18 protein-coding genes are annotated in these 18,305 nt (G+C 65.2%); 13 read left to right on the forward strand and 5 right to left on the reverse strand.

Annotated elements, in window-relative coordinates; all coding sequences use genetic code 11:
• Positions 1-5: 5 nt before the first annotated feature.
• The 5 genes from LDN95_RS10510 (at position 6) to LDN95_RS10530 (ending at position 4,398) form a co-directional block, all read left to right on the forward strand.
• Positions 6-1,259, forward strand: a complete 1,254-nt coding sequence (locus tag LDN95_RS10510; RefSeq protein WP_226017631.1) for a murein hydrolase activator EnvC — start codon at positions 6-8, stop codon at positions 1,257-1,259.
• 114 nt (positions 1,260-1,373) lie between these two features.
• Entirely contained in the window at positions 1,374-2,708 is a 1,335-nt protein-coding gene (locus LDN95_RS10515) for a S41 family peptidase (RefSeq protein WP_226017632.1), read from the forward strand.
• Between the two features lie 14 nt (positions 2,709-2,722).
• Positions 2,723-3,208: a disulfide bond formation protein B gene (locus LDN95_RS10520; protein WP_226017633.1), complete on the forward strand. Its 486-nt coding sequence runs from the start codon at positions 2,723-2,725 to the stop codon at positions 3,206-3,208.
• Entirely contained in the window at positions 3,205-3,714 is a 510-nt protein-coding gene (locus LDN95_RS10525) for a demethoxyubiquinone hydroxylase family protein (RefSeq protein WP_226017634.1), read from the forward strand. Before LDN95_RS10520 ends, LDN95_RS10525 begins: the two co-directional genes overlap by 4 nt.
• Before the next feature lie 129 nt (positions 3,715-3,843).
• Positions 3,844-4,398, forward strand: coding sequence for a hypothetical protein (locus tag LDN95_RS10530; RefSeq protein ID WP_226017635.1), 555 nt, complete (start codon positions 3,844-3,846; stop codon positions 4,396-4,398).
• A 105-nt stretch (positions 4,399-4,503) separates the two neighbouring features.
• Here the strand turns inward: LDN95_RS10530 and fabI are convergent, their stop codons facing one another.
• The 3 genes from fabI to LDN95_RS10545 are packed head-to-tail and all read right to left on the reverse strand — an operon-like array spanning position 4,504 to position 7,397.
• Complete coding sequence (fabI, locus tag LDN95_RS10535) at positions 4,504-5,307, reverse strand: enoyl-ACP reductase FabI (protein WP_226017636.1); 804 nt, start codon at positions 5,305-5,307, stop codon at positions 4,504-4,506.
• The gene (locus tag LDN95_RS10540) at positions 5,304-6,416 is read right to left on the reverse strand and encodes a YihY/virulence factor BrkB family protein (RefSeq protein WP_226017637.1); all 1,113 of its coding nucleotides are present in this window, start codon (positions 6,414-6,416) and stop codon (positions 5,304-5,306) included. The genes fabI and LDN95_RS10540 overlap by 4 nt, the downstream gene beginning before the upstream one ends.
• A 3-nt stretch (positions 6,417-6,419) precedes the next feature.
• Entirely contained in the window at positions 6,420-7,397 is a 978-nt protein-coding gene (locus tag LDN95_RS10545) for a DnaJ C-terminal domain-containing protein (RefSeq protein ID WP_226017638.1), read from the reverse strand.
• 164 nt (positions 7,398-7,561) lie between these two features.
• On the opposite strand from LDN95_RS10545, the gene pdxH reads away from it, so the two are divergent.
• The 3 genes from pdxH to LDN95_RS10560 all read left to right on the forward strand — a co-directional run bounded on the left by pdxH (position 7,562) and on the right by LDN95_RS10560 (position 9,541).
• The gene (gene pdxH / locus LDN95_RS10550) at positions 7,562-8,197 is read left to right on the forward strand and encodes a pyridoxamine 5'-phosphate oxidase (protein ID WP_370631679.1); all 636 of its coding nucleotides are present in this window, start codon (positions 7,562-7,564) and stop codon (positions 8,195-8,197) included.
• A 9-nt stretch (positions 8,198-8,206) separates the two neighbouring features.
• Positions 8,207-9,181, forward strand: coding sequence for a cation diffusion facilitator family transporter (locus LDN95_RS10555; protein ID WP_226017640.1), 975 nt, complete (start codon positions 8,207-8,209; stop codon positions 9,179-9,181).
• A gap of 75 nt (positions 9,182-9,256) precedes the next feature.
• Positions 9,257-9,541, forward strand: coding sequence for a hypothetical protein (locus tag LDN95_RS10560; RefSeq protein WP_226017641.1), 285 nt, complete (start codon positions 9,257-9,259; stop codon positions 9,539-9,541).
• Between the two features lie 28 nt (positions 9,542-9,569).
• Here LDN95_RS10560 and LDN95_RS10565 read toward each other — a convergent pair whose 3' ends face one another.
• Positions 9,570-10,694, reverse strand: a complete 1,125-nt coding sequence (locus LDN95_RS10565) for a serine hydrolase (protein ID WP_226017642.1) — start codon at positions 10,692-10,694, stop codon at positions 9,570-9,572.
• Positions 10,695-10,716: 22 nt separating this feature from the next.
• Here LDN95_RS10565 and LDN95_RS10570 point away from each other — a divergent pair, with 22 nt between their 5' ends.
• On the forward strand, positions 10,717-11,157 hold the full coding sequence (locus tag LDN95_RS10570; RefSeq protein ID WP_226017643.1) for a hypothetical protein: 441 nt from the start codon (positions 10,717-10,719) through the stop codon (positions 11,155-11,157).
• Between the two features lie 10 nt (positions 11,158-11,167).
• Here LDN95_RS10570 and mnmA read toward each other — a convergent pair whose 3' ends face one another.
• Entirely contained in the window at positions 11,168-12,340 is a 1,173-nt protein-coding gene (gene mnmA / locus LDN95_RS10575) for a tRNA 2-thiouridine(34) synthase MnmA (RefSeq protein WP_226017644.1), read from the reverse strand.
• Positions 12,341-12,581: 241 nt separating this feature from the next.
• Between mnmA and LDN95_RS10580 the strand changes: the two genes are divergently transcribed.
• The 4 genes from LDN95_RS10580 (at position 12,582) to LDN95_RS10595 (ending at position 18,262) form a co-directional block, all read left to right on the forward strand.
• A complete protein-coding gene (locus tag LDN95_RS10580) occupies positions 12,582-12,998 on the forward strand; it encodes a hypothetical protein (RefSeq protein ID WP_226017645.1) in 417 nt (138 codons plus the stop codon).
• Positions 12,995-13,294 carry a DUF1153 domain-containing protein gene (locus tag LDN95_RS10585; protein WP_226017646.1) on the forward strand — a complete coding sequence of 100 codons (300 nt, stop codon included), beginning with the start codon at positions 12,995-12,997 and terminating at the stop codon, positions 13,292-13,294. Before LDN95_RS10580 ends, LDN95_RS10585 begins: the two co-directional genes overlap by 4 nt.
• 312 nt (positions 13,295-13,606) lie before the next feature.
• Positions 13,607-14,842, forward strand: a complete 1,236-nt coding sequence (locus LDN95_RS10590) for an efflux RND transporter periplasmic adaptor subunit (RefSeq protein WP_226017647.1) — start codon at positions 13,607-13,609, stop codon at positions 14,840-14,842.
• Between the two features lie 15 nt (positions 14,843-14,857).
• Positions 14,858-18,262, forward strand: a complete 3,405-nt coding sequence (locus LDN95_RS10595) for an efflux RND transporter permease subunit (protein ID WP_226017648.1) — start codon at positions 14,858-14,860, stop codon at positions 18,260-18,262.
• Positions 18,263-18,305 lie beyond the last annotated feature (43 nt).

The raw sequence follows: 18,305 nt of genomic DNA on the forward strand, positions 1-18,305 counted from the left end.
GAGCGATGAGCAAACGCGCGCTCCTGTCCGGCATTGTTGCGGTGTTGCTGGCACCGGCGCTGCTGGTCACGGGGCTTGGCATGGCGACACGGGCGGTGCTCGCGCAAAACGCACCGTTCGAAACAGCGGACGAAGCCGCGCGCGCGCTGCACGAGGCGCAAGGCGCGTTGAGCGAGGCGCAGTCTCGCGCAGGCCGTCTTGAGGCTCAGGCCGAACGAGCCACCGCCGCTGCCGACCGCACGGCACGCGAATCCGCTGCCGTGGCCGCCCGCATTCAACAGGCCGAAGCAGAGATCGCACTGGCCAACGCGCGCATCGCTTTGATCGACCGCCAGCGCGCGGGGTTGCGCTTGCGTATTGCCCGGCAGCAGGAACCGGTGGTCCGCCTGACCGCCGCGTTGCAGTTGATGGCCAGGCGCCCGTTGGTGTTCAGCGTGGTGCGGTCGGATTCGTTGCAGGATACCGTCTATTTGCGTGCGGTGCTGGAAACCGTGCTGCCCGACGTGCGCCACCGGACCGCCGGTCTGCGCGCCGAAGTCTTGCGTGGGCGGGCGCTGCAGGACAGCGCGCGCAACGCAGCCGTCCAGTTGCGTCAGGGCGAGCGCGCGCTTGCCGGGCGGCGGCAGCAACTGGCCGCGCTGGAAAGCGGTCAGCGTATCGCCCAGCGCGCTGCGCAAGGCTCTGCCAGCCGCGAGAGCGATCGCATGCTGGCCCTGGCCGAGCAGACCCGCGACTTGTCCGGGCTGATGCAGCAGTTGCAGCAGGAAGGCGCTTTGCGCGCCGAACTGGCGGCGCTGCCGGGGCCGGTCCCGCGTCCGGCGGCAGCAAACGAGGTGCGGCCGATCATCACCCCGTCGCTCGGGCTGACCAACCGCACCAGCGCGTTCGTCTGGCTTCGCCCGGTCACCGGGCGGATCGTCACCGGCTTTGGCGAGGCAGCGCAAACCGGGCCGACGCGCGGCATCACCCTTGCCACCGCAGCGGGCGCGCAAGTCATCGCGCCGGGTGCAGGTCGGGTGGCTTTTGCCGGGCCCTATCGCGGGTTCGGGCAGATCGTGATCGTCGAGCACGATGGCGGCTGGTCGTCGTTGCTGACTTATCTGGGCCGGTTGGATGTCGGCGTGGGCGATACCGTGCTGCAAGGATCGCCGCTTGGCAGCGCGGGGCAAGGGCGGCCGATCGTCGGGGTGGAACTGCGCCGCGATGGATTGCCGGTCAATCCGCTCGATTTCCTCAAGGACCAATCTGCTCGACCCTGACGTCAAAGACTGTTTCGCGCGGGTTACCCCTTGATGCGGCGGTTGCTTACGCCATCTGGTATTAACCTTGTCGCGGCTATAGATAGGCGCGTGTCGACACCCTCGCGAAAGACCATGATGGGCAACCGCATCGTTCCTGTTCTGCGTGCCACCTTGCTGGTCAGCGCCATAGCCCTTCTACCCGCCGCAACCGCAGGGCTGGCGGCGGTAGATGCGCGCACCGGCCCCGAATTCGGCAAGCTGATGGCGATCTATGAACGGATCAAGTCGAGCTATGTCGATCCGGTCAACGACGACAAGCTGATCAAGGGCGCGATCGACGGGATGCTCGCCACGCTCGATCCGCACAGTGCCTATCTTGACGCGCGCGATTTCGAGAACCTGCGCACCCAGACCGATGGTTCGTACGGTGGGCTCGGCTTGTCGGTGACGCTCGACGACGGCGCGGTCAAGGTCATTGCCCCGACCAAGGGCAGCCCTGCCGATCAGGCCGGGGTCAAGGCGGGCGACTTCATTACCCATCTGGATGGCAAGCTGATCTATGGCGGCACGCTCGACGAGGCGGTCGATCAGATGCGCGGGCCTCCGGGTACGCCGATCCGCCTGACGGTCTATCGCCCGGGTCGCGATGAACCGCTCGATTTCACCATCACCCGCCAGATCATCGACCTCAAGCCGGTCGAATGGAAGGTGAAGGACGGCGTCGGTGTGATCTCGGTATCAAGCTTCAGCGCCAATGTCGGCGCCGATGTCAACGATGCCTTCAACCGCATCCGCACCCAGACCGGGGGGCACCTGAACGGGGTCGTGCTCGACTTGCGCGGCAATCCCGGCGGCCTGCTCGATGAAGCAGTGGCGCTGTCCGACTTGTTCCTCGACAAGGGCACGATCGTGTCGCAGCGTGGTCGTTATGCCCGCGACAACGAGGTCTATACCGCGCAGCCCGGTGATATCGCGCGCGGGTTGCCGGTGGTGGTACTGGTAGATGAAGGATCGGCCTCAGCCTCGGAGATCGTGGCGGGCGCGCTGCAAGACAACCATCGCGCGGCGATCCTTGGCCAGCGCAGCTTCGGCAAGGGCAGCGTGCAGACGCTGCTGCCGCTGACCCGCGATACCGCGCTCAAGCTGACGACGGCGCGGTATTACACGCCATCGGGCCGTTCGGTGCAGGAAGGCGGGATCGAGCCCGATATCGCGGTGCCGCAGATTTCCGATCCCGATCTGCGCAAGCGGGCCTTGCGCTCGTATCGTGAAAGCGACCTGCGCGGCCACCTGATCAACGAGATCAAGGACGACAAGGATCTCGAGAAGGACAAGAACGAGGATCCGCGCTTCAAGATGACGCCCGAGGAATTGAAGGCCAAGGGCATCGACGATTTCCAGTTGTGGTACGCAGTGCGCACTTTGGGGCACACCAACCCCGCCGCGCTTGCGTTTCAGCGGCGCTAAGGGTGGTCGGGACCATGGCTGGATCAAGTCCCGCTCGCACCGCGCACTTGCTGGCGCTGGTCGTTCCGGTGGCGCTGCTGGGCGGCGCCTATACCTCGCAGTATGGCTTCGGGTTGGTCCCGTGCGAGATGTGCTGGTGGCAGCGCTATCCGCACTTTGCCGCGATCGGGCTTGGCGTGCTTGCCAATGTGCTGCCCCACCCCCGCGCGCGTGACGCGTTCGCTTGGGCGGCGGCCGTGGCGATCCTTGCCAGCGGGCTGATCGGCGCGTTCCATGCCGGGGTCGAATATGGTTGGTGGCAGGGGATCACCACCTGTTCGACCACGCAACTGGGCGCCGATCCGCTTGCGGCCATCCTCAACGCGCCGCTGGTGCGCTGCGATGTGGCCCAGTGGACACTGTTCGGAATCAGTCTGGCGGGTTATAATTTCCTCGTTTCAACCGGCGCGGCGCTGGCAATTTTTGCCCTGCTGACCCGCGCCCGGAAAGGTGCTGCATGAGCCGCTTTGCACAGATGATCCGGGTCGATCAGGCCGGCGAGTTCGGCGCGACGCGGATCTATGCCGGGCAACTTGCCGTGATGGGTGACCGGGGCCCGCACGCCGCCGAGATCGCCGCGATGGCGCAACAGGAAGAGGGCCACCGGCGCAAGTTCGATGCGCTGCTGAGTGCGCGCGGCGTGCGACCGACCGCGCTGCGGCCGCTGTGGTCGGCAGCCGGTTTCGCACTTGGCGCGGCGACAGCATTGATCGGCCCCGAAGCGGCGATGGCCTGCACCGCCGCGATCGAGACCGAGATCGACCGCCACTATACCGAACAGCTTGAGGAACTGGGCGACGAAGACCCGGAACTGGCCACGCTGGTCCGTGAATTCCGCGATGATGAGCGCGAACACCGCGATGCCGCATTCGCTGCGGGTGCGGAAAGGGCACCGGCCTATCCCTTGCTGTTCAACGCGATCCGGTTGGGTTGCCGTGCGGCGATTGCCGTTTCCAAGCGTATCTGACGCTTACGACTGTCGCGGACCGGCACATTTTTGCCAGCTTCCGCTTGATCAAAAGCAAGGATGCCGCTTCACCTACCGTTCAAGGGGTATCTGCCCTATAGGGCTTTGATCCCGATTGGAGTTTTCCCGATGCAGCGCCTGATCCTGACCGCCGTCGCGCTTGCCACATCGGCAGCCTTTGCGCCTTTGCCCGCCGCCGCGCAGGATGTCGCGGGCGAGAAGGTCAACCAGTTGATCATCTATGGCAACGACGCGTGCCCGCCCTCGACCGATGAACAGATAACCGTTTGCGCCCGCAAGGACGAAGGCGAACGCTTCCGCATTCCCGCACCCTTGCGCGACAACCCCAATGCCTCGGTCAATCAGGGCTGGACCGACCGGGTCAAAGCCTATGAGACGGTTGGCGCGGCCGGGGTTGCATCCTGCTCGCCGGTCGGTGCTTCTGGCGCTTCGGGTTGCATGGCCAAGCTGATCAACGCCGCCTACGCCGAAAAGAAGCAGTCGAGCGACGTGCAGTTCGGCAAGCTGATCGACGAAGCCCGCCAGAAGCGGCTGCAATCTGTGGACAAGGATGCTGCCGAGGAACAGGCTCGCGTCGAAGTACTGGAAAAGGAATACGACGCCAAGCTGGCCCGCGAGCGCGCCGGGACGGCCGCGCCCGCTGTGCCAACGCCGCCGCAATAAGCCGCGTTCAGCGAGGCTGATGGAACGAAGGCCCGCGCACCATGCGCGGGCCTTTCCGTTTTGGCAGAGCCGATTCGCTCAATGCGAACCGCCGGATCTTGCTGGTCAGCCCAGCGCGATATCGGGCGCGTCTTCCTGCTTCATGCCGATCACGTGGTAACCGGCATCGACGTGGTGGACCTCGCCGGTGACGCCCGACGACAAATCGGACACCAGGTAGAGGCCCGCCCCGCCCACGTCGTCGATTGTGACATTGCGGCGCAGCGGGGCATTCAGTTCGTTCCACTTCAGGATGTAGCGGAAATCGCCGATGCCACTGGCGGCCAGCGTGCGGATCGGACCTGCGGAAATCGCGTTGACCCGCACGTTCTGCGGGCCGCAATCGTTGGCGAGATATTTCACGCTGGTTTCGAGCGCCGCCTTGGCCACGCCCATCACGTTGTAATGCGGCACGACCTTTTCCGCCCCGTAATAGGTCAGCGTCAGGATCGACCCGCCATCGGGCATCATCGGCAGGGCGCGCTGGGTCACCGCGACCAGGCTGTAGGCCGAAATGTTCATGGTCATCAGGAAGTTGTCGAGCGTCGTGTCGTAATAACGCCCACGCAACTGGTTCTTGTCGGAATAGCCGATGGCGTGGACGACGAAGTCGATCGTCGGCCAGCGTTCCGCCAAAGTCGCGAACGCGGTATCGAGCGCGGCCATGTCGGACACGTCGCAATCGATCAGGAAGTCGCTGCCAAGGCTGGCCGCCAGCGGACGAACGCGCTTTTCCAGCGCCTCACCCTGATAGGCGAAGGCCAGTTCGGCGCCTGCTTCGTGCAGCTTCTTCGCGATTCCCCACGCCAGTGACTTGTCGTTGGCCAGGCCCATGATCAGCCCGCGTTTGCCTTGCATCAATCCGGTCATGCGTCCTCTTGTCTCACTTCCTCGGCAATCTGCCCGGCGCGTCTGGCACTGGCGGATTTCCCGTCATTCAGAAAAGCTCTGTCATCGGCCTGGCCCAGCGTATCGCGTTCCTCCGGCGTTTCGGCCAGCGCGGCGTTGAGTTCGGCTCCTACTACCATCCCTAAGCCGACCAGCCAGAAAAAGAAAAGCGCGATCATCACTCCGGCCAGGCTGCCATAAGTCAGATCGTAGGTGAAAAGATGGCGCAGCAGCTTGGGCAGCGCGGTCGTGACTGCCAGCCACCAGCCGGTGACGAACAGTGCGCCGGGCCATTTGGGATAGCGGCTGCCACGATAGGCCGATGGCGTCAGCGAAATGAACAGTACCCACAGCGCGCCATAGAGCACAACCAGCGGCACCAGTTGCGACCGGGCCAGCATGGTGATCCAGCCGGTCAGCTCGGGCGCCAGCGCCAGCAGCGCTTCCTGCGCGGCGCTGAGTGCCACTTGCGCGGTGATTGCCAGCAGCAGCGCCACGACCGCAGCGATGATCAGTCCGGTCGACGTCAGTCGGTGAAACCAGAATCCGCGGGTCCAGCGGGTGCCATAGGCGCGGCGCAGCACATCGCGGATGGTTTCGACCAGACTGCTGACGGTCCACAGGCCAACCAGCCCACCGATCCACAGCAGCCACCCACTGCGCGCCGCGATCACGCCTTGCGCCACCGGTTGCAGCACATTGGCGACATCGGGCGGCATGGCTCGCAACACCGCATCGACTGCAGCGGAGCGCTGCCTGGCCTCGCCCAGCAGCGAAAACAGCGCGGCCCCGGTGATGAAGAACGGAAACAGCGACACCAGCACCATGTAGGCGAAGTTACCGGCGTGGATCGTGCCGTCGTTGACCACGCCGGTCCAGACGCGGTGCAGCACCTCGCGGATGCGCGCGCGCTTGATCGTCTGCGCGGTGGTACGGCCGGTGGTTTGGCCAGAGGACTGGGAATCGCGGCGGACCTTGCGCAAGGCCTCGCGCCGCCGCGCCTCGGGCGAAAGGTCGGGGATCAGCGGGGACGTGATGTCACCAGCTTGCCTGCCACCCGGCGCAGCCTCATCGCCGGGCAGGGCTGGCATCGCTCAAAGTCCCAGTTTCTCGCGCGGGTTGCGTTCATCCACCCAGCCATCAAGCCGTTCGCGCAAGGCGATGCCTTGCGGCGTGTCGGCGGCGGGCAGATCGATCTGCACGGTCACCAGCTGGTCGCCCCTCTCACCATTCTTGGCAAAGAAGCCCTTGCCCTTGAGCCGCAAGGTGCGCCCGCTTGAGGTACCCGGCGCGATCGTGAGCATGACTGCACCATCGACGGTCGGCACTTTGACTTTTCCGCCCGCGATCGCCTCGGTCAAAGTGATCGGCAGATCGACGCGGATATGGTTGCCATCGCGGACGAAAAAGGGGTGCGGCGCGATCTCGATGGTGACGATGGCATCGCCAAATCCGCCCGGACCCGCCTCGCCCTTGCCGCCCAGCCGCACCTGCTGGCCGTTTTCGACGCCCGGCGGTACTTTCAGCTCGATCGTCTTGCCATCGCTCAGCGTCACGCGCTGTGCGGCACGCGTGGCGGCATCGGTGAACGGAACCACCAGCCGATACGGGATGTTGGCCCCTTTGGGCGGGGGCGCGCGGCGCGATCCGAACGGACTGCCACCGCCAAAGCCGCCGCCAGCACCGCCACGACCGCCGAACAGCCCTTCGAACAAGTCGCCAATGTCCGCGCCATCTCCGCCCGGCCCTTCGAAGCCATCGTGCCGGAAACCGCGCTGGCCACCGCCCGCGCCCGCGCCAAAGCCGCCCTGCCGACCGCCTGCTCCACCAAAGCCGAACGGCGCGGTCGGGTTGCCATCGGCGTCGATCTCGCCCCGGTCGAACCGCGCGCGCTTGTCCTTGTCCGACAGCAGGTCGTACGCGCCGGTCACCTCGGCAAACCGCTCGGTTGCGCGCGGGTTGTCCTTGTTGTGATCGGGGTGCAGTTCCTTGGCCAGTTTGCGATAGGCGGACTTGATGTCCTTTTCGCTGGCGCTGCGGCTGAGGCCGAGAAGGGTGTAGGGATCTTGCATGGGCCTCAAGCTAGGAGTGACGGGCATTGCCCGCAAGGTTCGCTTTCCCGCGAATTCTCGTTAGTCTACGCACGGCGCGCTGCATTGATCCCGGTCATGGTTCCCGATCCGTTTGCAGCAGACAGAACGGGGCCGAAACGTCGGCCCGCCAACAGCTACAGGACATGCCCGTGACCACACCCGCCAGCGCCCCTCAAGCCAGCGCTTCTGACGCCATTCCCGCAGGCGATCCCTTCGCCATCTTCGAGGACTGGTTCGCGCAGGCCCGCGTGCATGAACCCAATGACCCCAACGCCATGGCGCTGGCCACCGCCACGCCCGATGGCGTGCCGTCGGTGCGGATGGTGCTGCTGAAAGGACACGGTCCCGATGGATTCGTGTTCTACACCAACTTCCACAGCCGCAAGGGCGGCGAACTGGCCGCCAACGACCACGTTGCGCTGCTGTTCCACTGGAAAAGCCTGCGCCGCCAGATTCGTGTCGAAGGGACCATCACCGAGGTGACCTCGGCAGAGGCCGACGCCTATTTCGCCAGTCGGCATCCGGAATCGCGGCTGGGCTCGGCGGCGTCAGACCAGTCGCGCCCGCTGGCGGCGCGGCAGGACTACCTCGACCGGGTCGAATTGCTGCGTGCACAGTACCCCGATGGCAACGTGCCGCGCCCGGGGCACTGGTCGGGCTATCGTGTCACGCCTGCGGCCATCGAGTTCTGGCAGGATCGCGATCATCGGCTGCACGAACGCCGCCGTTTTGTGCGCGATGCTATGCAAGGGTGGAACAGCACGCTGCTTTACCCGTAAGATGGCATCATGACCGATCCCCACGCCCTGAACGCCGGCCTCAACCGTCGCGCTGCCTTTGCCAGCATTTCCGTCGCTACGCTGCTGCTCGGGCTGAAAGGCTGGGCGGTGTGGTCGACCGGCTCGACCGCGATGCTCGGCAGTCTGGCCGACACCGCGCTCGACCTTGTCGCCAGCCTCGCGACGCTGGGCGCGGTCTGGTACGCCGCTCAGCCGGCTGACCAGAACCACCGCTTCGGCCATGGCAAGGCCGAGGCGCTGGGCGCGATGTTCCAGGTTGTGCTGATCTCGATTTCGGCGATCGGCCTGGCATGGCGCGCAATCGGTCAGTTCGGCGGTGGCGAGAAAGTGGCAGAGGCCGATTCGGGCGTGGTCGTTTCGGTCATCGCCATCGCCGCGACACTGGCGCTGGTTGCCTATCAGGGCCATGTCCTGCGCCAGACCCGCAGTCTGGCGATCAGCACCGACAACGTGCACTACAAGTCGGACCTCTACCTCAACCTTGCCGTCATCGCCGCACTGCTGCTTGATCACTATGCCGGGCTGGCGGGAGCGGATGCGGTGTTCGCGCTGGCCATCGCGGCGTGGCTGGGGTGGGGCGCGTGGAGCGCGTCGCAGGAAGCGATCGAACAGTTGATGGATCAGGAATGGCCGCTGGAAAAGCGCGAGCGATTCTTGACGGTGGTGGCGCAACATCCCGAGTTGCGCGGCCTGCATGATTTGCGCACCCGCACCAGCGGTCACCGTGACTTCGTGCAGTTCCATGTCTGGGTCGATGGCCACATGACCGTGGCCGAGGCGCACCGCGTGATGGACGAGATCGAGGCCAAGCTGCTGGCCGAATTCCCCGGGATCGAGATCCTCATCCACCCCGATCCCGAAGGCCATGTCGACGAAGAGGAACTGGGCGCGCGCGACTTGCTAGAGCCCGGGCCTGAGGGCGAAAGCCCGGCGCTGCTGGTGCAGGGCAGTCCACGGGGTTAGGCCGCTTTAGGTTTGCTTTGCCTGCATGAACGTTGTTTTTGCGGCATTCAGGATGCGCATTCCAAGGGCTTCCCCATGGAAAAGTCGCACCATATCCTGAACGCTGCGGGCAACCTGCTGGGGATCAGTCTGCTGATCATCGCAGGCCTTCATCTCACCAAGAATTCGGGGCAGACGCTTGCCGACGAGGTTGCATGGGTTGCCGCGCTCAGCTTCTGCGCCAGTTCGATTTTTTCATATTTATCCATACGAAATGACGGCGCCGAACAGTGCGAGCGGACCGCTGACAAGGTGTTTCTGGTCGGCTTGGGGGCGCTGCTGATCGCCGTCGCCATCCTTGCCGCCTCGAACATCGCCTGACGGCTCCACCGCCCGATCGAACGCTTCCCTAAGGCTGGTACAATCCAACAACATTGCCCAGCAGGCTGACCAGCGGGTGCAGGCGATCCTCTGGCGTCATGCCGAGGCGAACGACCACGAGTTCGCGGCTGGGCGCAACCAGAACGAACTGGCCGACATGCCCCTCGGCGGCGAACAGGTCGGCCGGGCCACGCTCGGGGAACAGCGATGCCTCCCCATGCGCCGGCTTGCGGTTGAGCCAGATCTGCGCGCCGTATTGCGATTCGCGCGGGGAAGGCCGGGTCATGAAGTCCACCCACTGGCGCGGCACCATCTGTACCCCGCCGGCCGAACCCTTGTTGCGCAGGAATTCGCCGAAGCGGGCCCAATCGCGCGCGCTGCCGTGAATCATGCTGCCGCCGATGAGCGTGCCGGCCGCATCGAACTCGGGCACCATAGAGCGCATGCCCGCCGGTTCGAACAAGCGGGTGCGCAAGTACTCGGCCACGGCACGGCGGCGGCTGTCGGGGTCTTGCGCCGGGGCCAGTACGCGCGCGGCCAGATCGGCCAGGATCACGCTGGTGTTGGACGAATAGACGAACTTCGCGCCCGGTTCGAATTCCAGCGGCTGGTCCTCGGCATAGCGCGCCATGTCGTTGCGGCCATCGAGAAACAGCATCCGCACTTCGTCCGAGCGGTATACCGGATCGCCTGCTTCCATGTGCTTCAGGCCCGATCGCATCTGCAGCAGCTGTCGCAAGGTGATCTCGCCGCGCGGATCGCCGGGGCGCTGCCATTCGGCGACCGGCGCCGATTCGTCGAGCTTCAGGCGCCCGTCGGACACGAGCATGCCGATCATCACGCCGGTCACGCTCTTGGCCATCGACCAGCTGATGAAGCGCGTGTTCTCGTGATAGCCGGGGGCATAGCGTTCGGCCACGATGCGACCCTTGTGCATCACGATCACCGCGCGGGTTTCGCCCGCCGCCGGATCGGTGAACAGCGCATCGACCGCGCGGGCCAGCGCCTCGCGCCCGGTGCCGGGCCGCTCGACCACCGCCTTGAGCGCCTCGGGCGGCAGGGGCGGCGGGCCGGACGGCGCGGCGGCGTGACAGCCGAACAGGGCTGGCAGCAGGGCCAAGGGGGCGATAAGGGAGAACTTGCGGATGGGCATCGGCCCTATCCTTTCCATGAGATTGACCATAACGGCAATGGCCATGCAGCCTTCATCCCCTGACCAGAGCTTGGCTGACGGCCCGCGCTATGCCGCACCATTTCCGCGCGCCCGGCCGGTGCGGCGTTGGCTTGCGCGCCTTGCGCTGCTGATCGTGCTGGTGGTGGCGGGCTTCGGCTATGCTTATCGCGAACCGGTGCAAGGTCTGTCGCAAACCGCTGCGTCCTATGCCGCGCGGGTGGGGTGTTCGTGCCGTTTCGTCGGCGGACGGCCACTTGGCGATTGCCGCAAGGATCTGGAGGGGGCGACGGCCTGGGCCACGCTGTCCGAAGATGACACTGCGCGCAGCGTAACCGCCAGCTATCTGTTCCTGTCGCGCCAGACCGCCACCTATCGCGAGGGCTACGGCTGCGTTCTGGAAACGTGGCCCGAAGAAGGCCGCAGCCCGTCCCCGAAGGAATGAAGGTGCGCGGTTAGGCGGCGATGGGTTCGGCTGCTTCGGTCGCCTCGATCCAGCCGCCGCCGATCACGCGATCCCCGGCATAGAGGACCGCCGCCTGGCCAGGCGCGACGCCGAATTCCGGCTCGACAAAGCGCAAGCTGGCGGTGGAATCGCCACCAAACGCGCCTTCCAGCACCACCGGGGCGGGCTTGGCCAGCGATCGCACCTTGATGCTCAGCGGAGCATCATCGGGCAGCGGGCCGATGCGGTTGGTCTCGATCACGCGGACCCGGCGGACCGCCAGCAGCGCGCGCGGTCCCACCAGCACGCGATTGGTGGCAGCGTCGATGCCCACGACATAGAGCGGTTCGGCAAGGCCGCCAATCTCCAGCCCGCGCCGTTGGCCCACGGTATAGTGGATCACGCCCTTGTGCTGGCCCAGCACCGCGCCGGTCTGCGCATGAACGATGTCGCCCGCCACGCTCGCGCCGGGGCGGACTCGCTCGACCACTTTGGCATAGTCGCCATCGGGCACGAAGCAGATGTCCTGACTGTCCGGCTTGGCCGCAACCGCAAGACCAAGCTCTGCGGCAAGTTTGCGCACTTCGGGCTTGGGCAGCCCGCCCAGCGGGAAGCGCAGAAACTCGAGCTGCTTTTGCGTGGTGCCGTACAGGAAGTAGGACTGGTCGCGCGCCGGATCGAGCGCGCGGTGCAGTTCGGCCCCGTGCGGCCCGACCACGCGGCGGACATAGTGCCCGGTGGCGAGGCAATCGGCGCCCAGTTCGCGCGCCATCGCCAGCAGGTCGGTGAATTTGGGCCCCATGTTGCAACGGATGCAGGGAATCGGCGTGCGTCCGGCCAGATAGTCGTCGGCAAAGCGATCGACCACGTCTTCGCGAAAGCGCGATTCGTGGTCGAAGACATAGTGGGCGATGCCCAGTCGGTCCGCTACGGCGCGCGCATCGCGGATGTCGTCGCCGGCGCAGCACGCACCCTTGCGCCCGGTGGCCGCGCCATAATCGTACAATTGCAGGGTGATACCGATGACCTCGGCCCCGCTGGCGGCGGCAAGCCCGGCAACTACCGAGCTGTCCACCCCGCCCGACATGGCCACGACGATGCGCCGCGCGCTTGCCGGCGCGGCAAGGTCGAACAGGGCAAACGGATCGATGGCGGAGGCGGAAAGGCCGGAAAGCGCAGTCATGTCCGTCGCCTTAGGCCAGTTCCGCGCGCCCGGCAGCAAAAACTTGCCGGGACTGCCCCTGCTGCCCCCGCTGTCCCCGCTCCCGTCGCTCGCCGCGCGCTCGCAGCCGCCCGGAGTGCGCCGATTTGGCTCTCGGCGCTTGGTAGAACTGCGGCGTCCGCCGTTAACGAAAGCTAACCATTCATGAAACGGGTCTTTACCGTCCTTTATCTGTCATGGGCCTATGCCGCTGGGCATGGAAATGGGATTCGACGATTCTCAGCCCGTCGAGGCGGCTGAAACGGCTGGCCGGTTGCGACCGCTCGGCTGGCGCGAGTTGTGCGCGCGCTTGGCCGCAGCGCAGGACTTGCGACGCGAAGGCTTGTTCGCGGCCGATGCGACGCTTGCCGGGGCGCCAGGGCGCACGTCTGTGCAGACGTTCGGCACAGGCGGCAGTTTTCACCATCCTGCGGCGATGCTGCTGTTGGGTACGGGTGGCAGCAGGCCGGTATCCGACCTCTCAGCGGGCATTGCATCGCACAAGGCGCGCAAAAATGAAGAGCGCGTTAACCCTGCATCTTCAGTGAATGGCAAATACGCAGACGGCAAAACCGACGACATGCAGAGGCCAGTTGCCTCAGCCCCCCGCCCCGAGCAGAGCCGACGAGAGTTGCCATGATCGAAAACCAGAAAATCAAGCCGTCTCAGGTCATCGGGCCGTTGGGCGAGCCGCTGACGCTGGACAACCTACCTCCGGCCTCAACGACCCGCTGGGTTGTGCGCCGCAAAGCCGAAGTGGTGGCCGCGGTCAACGGTGGCCTGCTGACCATCGACGAAGTCTGCGAACGCTACAGCCTGACGCTGGAAGAGTTCGCGTCATGGCAGCGTGCCGTCGACCGGTCGGGCATGCAGGGTCTGCGTGTTACCCGACTGCAACACTACCGCGACCTTTATGAGCGCCAGCTCAAGTACTGAGATACTGAGAACTTCAGAAATGCCGGGGCAACCCGGCCCGGAATTCAAGGAATGGCGGTCATCCGGGGGGGTGGCCGCCTTCTTCGTGGGGGCAAGGAAAAGAGTGCCTTTGGGGGCGTTCTCCTGTCGTTCGCAGAGCAGCAATTGCAACTCGTCGGATTGCCGTCTATTTCCAACACTGTGCGGGCGATAAGAGCGGTGCTGCAGTTCTGCGGCAACGTTGGTTTTTTCCTAAAAGATTCCTCGTGCGCGTAAGGCCGTTTCCCGTCGCCCGGGCACGGTTGTTCGACGGGGGCAGGGCACGTGAAAGACATGAATTACGAGTCCACCTTGAAAACCGCCGATGCGGTCGACTACGCCGACGGCGTGCCCGATACGGCTGCGACCGATCTTTCAGCGCGTGACGCCTCGGCACCCGGAACCCTCCGGCGCTGGGCGATCCCCGGGGGAATCGTCGTCGCCTTGCTGTTGACGGCAAGCTGGTTCGCACTGCGTCATGGTGGAGCCACGGATGCCGCGGCCGGTGGCAACGCAGCCAGCCAGGCGCAGACGGTTTCGGTGATCGCGCCGGGGCAGACCACGGTCGAAGGCAACATCAACGCCAGCGGCGCAATCGCCGCGCGGCGTGATTTGCCGGTGGGCATCGCGGGCGAGGGCGGCCGCGTCGTCAGCGTGCTGGTCGATGCCGGCACTTGGGTGCGTCAGGGACAGGTGCTGGCGGTGGTCGACCGGTCCGTGCAAAGCCAGCAGATCGCAGGGCAAGCGGCCAACGTCGCGGTGCAGGATGCCAATGCCCGGATCGCGCAATCCAACCTCGACCGCGCGCTCAAACTGGTGGCCAAGGGGTTCATTTCAAACGCCGACGTCGATCGCCTGACCGCCACCCGCGATGCAGCGGTAGCTTCGGTCCGGGTGGCGCGCGCCTCGCTGGGCCAGTTGCAGGCCAGCACCGCGCGGCTCAACGTCGTGGCCCCCGCTGCTGGGCTGGTGCTGACGCGCGGTGTCGAGCCGGGTCAGGTAGTCAGTGGCGGTTCGGGCGTGCTGTTCCGCATCGCCAAGGACGGCGAACTCGAAATGCAGGCGCGCCTGTCCGAGGACAACCTCGCGCGGCTGGCGGTCGGCCAGTCGGCCGAAGTCACCCCGGTTGGCAGTGGCCGCAGCTTTACCGGCAAGATCTGGCAGCTGTCGCCGACCATCGACGTGCAGACGCGCGAAGGCGTTGCGCGGATCGCGCTTGATTATGATGCGGCGCTGCGACCGGGCGGCTTTGCCAGCGCGCGCATCCGCAGCGGGGCGGTGACCGCCCCGGTTCTACCCGAATCGGCGATCCTTTCAGATGCGACCGGCAGCTATGTCTTCGTTCTGGGTCAGGGCAACAAGGTGGCGCGACGCGCGGTGAAGATCGGCGACGTCACCGCACAAGGCATCGCTATCGCGGCAGGCCTTGATGGCACCGAACGGGTGGTGCTGCGGGCTGGTGGCTTCCTCAACCCTGGTGACACGGTAAGACCGGTGGAGCAGCGCGCTTCCGGTCCACACGGCGGCTGATCGGACCTTCTGGCCATGAACTTCAGCAATATCTCCGCCTGGTCGATCCGCAACCCGGTGGTGCCGATCGTCATCTTTCTCGGGCTGACGCTGGCGGGCCTTGTCTCGTTCTACGGGATGAAGGTCCAGAACAACCCGGATATCGAGTTCCCGATGGTGATCGTTTCGATCACCCAGCCCGGTGCCGCGCCGACCGAGATCGAAAACCAGATCACCCAGAAAATCGAATCGAGCGTCCGTACGATCGCCGGGGTCGATACGTTGTCTTCCACCGCGTCCGAAGGCAGCAGCCAGACGATGGTGAGCTTCAAGATCGGGCAGGACATCAACGCTGCGGTCAACGAAGTGAAGAACGCGGTCGACCGGGTGCGCGGCGAACTGCCAGAAGGCATCCTTGAGCCACAGGTGTTCAAGGCCGAAACCTCGTCCGAACCCATCGCATACTTCGCGGTTTCCGCCGACGACATGACCATCGAGCAGTTGTCGTGGTTCATCGACGATACGGTGGCCAAGCGCCTGCTGGCTATTCCCGGCATGGCCGAAGTCCAGCGTGCGGGCGGGGTCAACCGCGAGATCGCGGTCACGCTCGATCCCGGCCGGATGAAGTCGCTGGGCATCACGGCGGCGCAGGTCAATGCCACGCTGCGGCAGGTCAATCTCAACGCGGCGGGCGGCAAGGCTGAAGTGGCCGGCTCACGCCAAGCTGTGCGCGTGCTCGGTAACGCGCGCAGCGCTTTCGATCTTTCGCAAGTCGAAGTCGGGATATCGGGTGGCCGTTCGGTCCGCCTTGCCGAAGTGGCCGATGTTCGCGACAGCTTCAGCGAGATCACCTCGATCGCCAAGTTCAACGGCAAGCCGGTGGTGACCTTCAGCATCGCGCGCGCCCGCGCCGAATCCGACGTGAGCGTCTATGATGCCGCGCTGGTCGAACTCGACAAGCTGTCGGCAGAGCGTGACCACAAGATCAAGTTCACCAAGCTGTTCACCGACGTGACGTATACCAAGGAGCAGTACCGCAGCTCGATGTCGTCGATGGTCGAAGGCGCGGTGCTAGCGGTCATCGTGGTGTTCTTCTTCCTGCGCGACTGGCGCGCGACGATCGTGTCGGCCATCGCCATCCCGTTGTCCTCGATCCCCACTTTCTGGGTGTTGAGCCTGATCGGCTTTACGCTGAACACGATGTCATTGTTGGCGCTGGGCCTGGTTGCGGGCGTTCTGGTCGATGACGCCATCGTCGAGATCGAGAACATCGTGCGCCATATGCGCATGGGCAAAAGTCCGTATCAGGCGGCCATCGACGCGGCAGACGAGATCGGGCTTGCGGTCGTGGCCACCACGTTCTCGATCGTTGCGGTATTCTTCCCGGTGGCGCTGATGCCGGGTGTGTCGGGCCAGTTCTTCAAGAACTTCGGCCTGACCGTGGTCATCGCGGTGCTGTTCTCGCTGCTGGTGGCGCGCATGATCACGCCGATGATCGCGGCCTACTTCCTTGAATCGCATGGGCAAAAGGAACATGGCAGCGGCCCGTGGATGGATCGCTACATGAAAGTGCTGCACTGGTCGCTCGATACGACCAAGGCGCAGGCCTATCGACTCGGGATCGTGCGGAGCAAGGGCCGGTGGTGGTTCCCGCTGATCCTTACGCTGGTCGTTGGTGCGGCGCTGTTCGGCTTCTTCGAGGCAGCCAACGCGGCCTATACCCCGCTGTCGATCATGTCGATCCCGGCATGGATCGCACCTGTTTCGGCGATGCTGGCGGGGATCGGTGCCATCTTCGCGGTGCTGCTGATCGCCAAGGTGCTGGCGCGAACGATCGGAGGCCGGTTTGGCGCCTGGTGGCATTATGTCGGCGAGCGGGTGCGGGCGCGATTGCGCGACCACCGCTTGTGGATGATGGGCATCGGCATGGGCGCGCTGGCCCTGACCGTGATCCTGATGCTGTCGATCCCCAGCCAGTTCTTTCCCGATATCGATACCGATTCCAGCCAGATCAACATCGAAATGGTGCCCGGCACCACGCTCGAGCAGACCGAGCGGAAGGCCGATGAGGTGCTCGCGCTGGTTCGTGGCCAGCCCGAAGTTCACCACGCGCTCGAGCGGGTCAACGAAGCCAGTGCCCGCATCTTCATCGAGTTCAACCCCGACCGCGCTCGCTCGAGCATCCAGTTCGAGCGCGAAATGGCGACCGTGCTGCAGCGGGTTCCCGATGCGCGGGTGACGTTCGCCAGCCAGAACGGAGCAGGGCCGGGCAGCGGTTCGGGCCGGCCGATCAGCGTGATGCTGGCCGGTTCCGATCCCGACCTGCTGCAACGCACCGCGCAAACGCTGGTCGACCAGATGAGCACCGTCAAGGAAGTGGTCGCGCCGCGCATCAGCGCCGATCTGCGGCGTCCCGAGATCATTATCACCCCGCACTTCGACCTTGCCGCCGACCTTGGTGTAACCACACAAGCGCTTAGCCAGGTCATCCGCATTGGCACGCAGGGCGAAATCGACCAGAACAGCGCCAAGTTCTCGCTGTCCGATCGTCAGGTGCCGATCCGCGTCAAGCTTCCGGTCAATTCGCGCCGCGACCTTGGCACGCTGGAAAATCTTCCCGTGCCGACGATTTCGGGTGGTTCGGTGCCGCTGTCGCGCGTCGCCACGATCAGTTTCGGTTCCGGCCCAACCTCGATCCAGCGCTACAACCAGACACGCCGCGTGTTCGTCGGCGCCGACCTGCCACCGGGCGTGGTCAAGGGCACGGCGATGGCCGCGATCAAGCGCCTGCCGATCATGATGAACCTGCCGCAAGGCGTATCGAATGCGGCGGCGGGCGAAGACCGCTTTCAGGCCGAAATGATCAAGAACTTCGGGATTGCTCTGGGCGCAGGCGTGCTGCTGGTGTTCTCGGTGCTGGTTTTGCTGTACCATCGCTTCATCTCGCCGCTGGTCAACATGGGCTCGCTGTTCCTGGCGCCGCTGGGTGGTCTGCTGCTGTTGCTGATCACCGGCCAGTCGATCTCGTTGCCGGTGTTTATCGGTATCCTGATGCTGTTCGGTATCGTCGCCAAGAACTCGATCCTGCTGATCGACTTCGCGATCGAGGAAATGGCGACTGGCCGCGGCAAGCTCGATTCGATCATCGAGGCCGGGCACAAGCGGGCCCAGCCGATCATCATGACCACGGTGGCGATGGTCGCCGGCATGGTGCCGACCGCGTCGGCATTGGGCAGCGATGGTGGCTGGCGCGCGCCGATGGGCATTGTCGTGATCGGTGGTCTGACGCTGTCGACCCTGCTGACCCTGCTGATCGTGCCGGCCGGTTTCAGCCTTGCCGATGGCCTTGAAAAGCGGCTTGGGCCTTGGCTTGCCCGGCTTGTGCTGACGTATCAGCCGGGCAAAGACGCGACGCATCTGGCGGAACAGCCGGCCGAGTGAGCAAATCCGCCCGCAAGCGCGCGCTACCGCCGTTGTTCGCACA

This window comes from Novosphingobium sp. FKTRR1, from assembly GCF_020404405.1.
Classification (GTDB): domain Bacteria; phylum Pseudomonadota; class Alphaproteobacteria; order Sphingomonadales; family Sphingomonadaceae; genus Novosphingobium.

What these genes read in the sequence shown, in the direction of transcription:
- LDN95_RS10565 (WP_226017642.1), bottom strand. Translation starts at nt 10,694, where the DNA reads ATGCCCATCCGCAAGTTCTCCCTTATCGCCCCCTTGGCCCTGCTGCCA.
- mnmA (WP_226017644.1), bottom strand. Translation starts at nt 12,340, where the DNA reads ATGACTGCGCTTTCCGGCCTTTCCGCCTCCGCCATCGATCCGTTTGCC.
- pdxH (WP_370631679.1), top strand. Translation starts at nt 7,562, where the DNA reads ATGCCCGTGACCACACCCGCCAGCGCCCCTCAAGCCAGCGCTTCTGAC.
- LDN95_RS10555 (WP_226017640.1), top strand. Translation starts at nt 8,207, where the DNA reads ATGACCGATCCCCACGCCCTGAACGCCGGCCTCAACCGTCGCGCTGCC.
- LDN95_RS10520 (WP_226017633.1), top strand. Translation starts at nt 2,723, where the DNA reads ATGGCTGGATCAAGTCCCGCTCGCACCGCGCACTTGCTGGCGCTGGTC.
- LDN95_RS10525 (WP_226017634.1), top strand. Translation starts at nt 3,205, where the DNA reads ATGAGCCGCTTTGCACAGATGATCCGGGTCGATCAGGCCGGCGAGTTC.
- LDN95_RS10590 (WP_226017647.1), top strand. Translation starts at nt 13,607, where the DNA reads ATGAATTACGAGTCCACCTTGAAAACCGCCGATGCGGTCGACTACGCC.
- LDN95_RS10580 (WP_226017645.1), top strand. Translation starts at nt 12,582, where the DNA reads ATGGGATTCGACGATTCTCAGCCCGTCGAGGCGGCTGAAACGGCTGGC.
- fabI (WP_226017636.1), bottom strand. Translation starts at nt 5,307, where the DNA reads ATGACCGGATTGATGCAAGGCAAACGCGGGCTGATCATGGGCCTGGCC.
- LDN95_RS10530 (WP_226017635.1), top strand. Translation starts at nt 3,844, where the DNA reads ATGCAGCGCCTGATCCTGACCGCCGTCGCGCTTGCCACATCGGCAGCC.
- LDN95_RS10515 (WP_226017632.1), top strand. Translation starts at nt 1,374, where the DNA reads ATGATGGGCAACCGCATCGTTCCTGTTCTGCGTGCCACCTTGCTGGTC.
- LDN95_RS10540 (WP_226017637.1), bottom strand. Translation starts at nt 6,416, where the DNA reads ATGCCAGCCCTGCCCGGCGATGAGGCTGCGCCGGGTGGCAGGCAAGCT.
- LDN95_RS10510 (WP_226017631.1), top strand. Translation starts at nt 6, where the DNA reads ATGAGCAAACGCGCGCTCCTGTCCGGCATTGTTGCGGTGTTGCTGGCA.
- LDN95_RS10560 (WP_226017641.1), top strand. Translation starts at nt 9,257, where the DNA reads ATGGAAAAGTCGCACCATATCCTGAACGCTGCGGGCAACCTGCTGGGG.
- LDN95_RS10595 (WP_226017648.1), top strand. Translation starts at nt 14,858, where the DNA reads ATGAACTTCAGCAATATCTCCGCCTGGTCGATCCGCAACCCGGTGGTG.
- LDN95_RS10545 (WP_226017638.1), bottom strand. Translation starts at nt 7,397, where the DNA reads ATGCAAGATCCCTACACCCTTCTCGGCCTCAGCCGCAGCGCCAGCGAA.
- LDN95_RS10585 (WP_226017646.1), top strand. Translation starts at nt 12,995, where the DNA reads ATGATCGAAAACCAGAAAATCAAGCCGTCTCAGGTCATCGGGCCGTTG.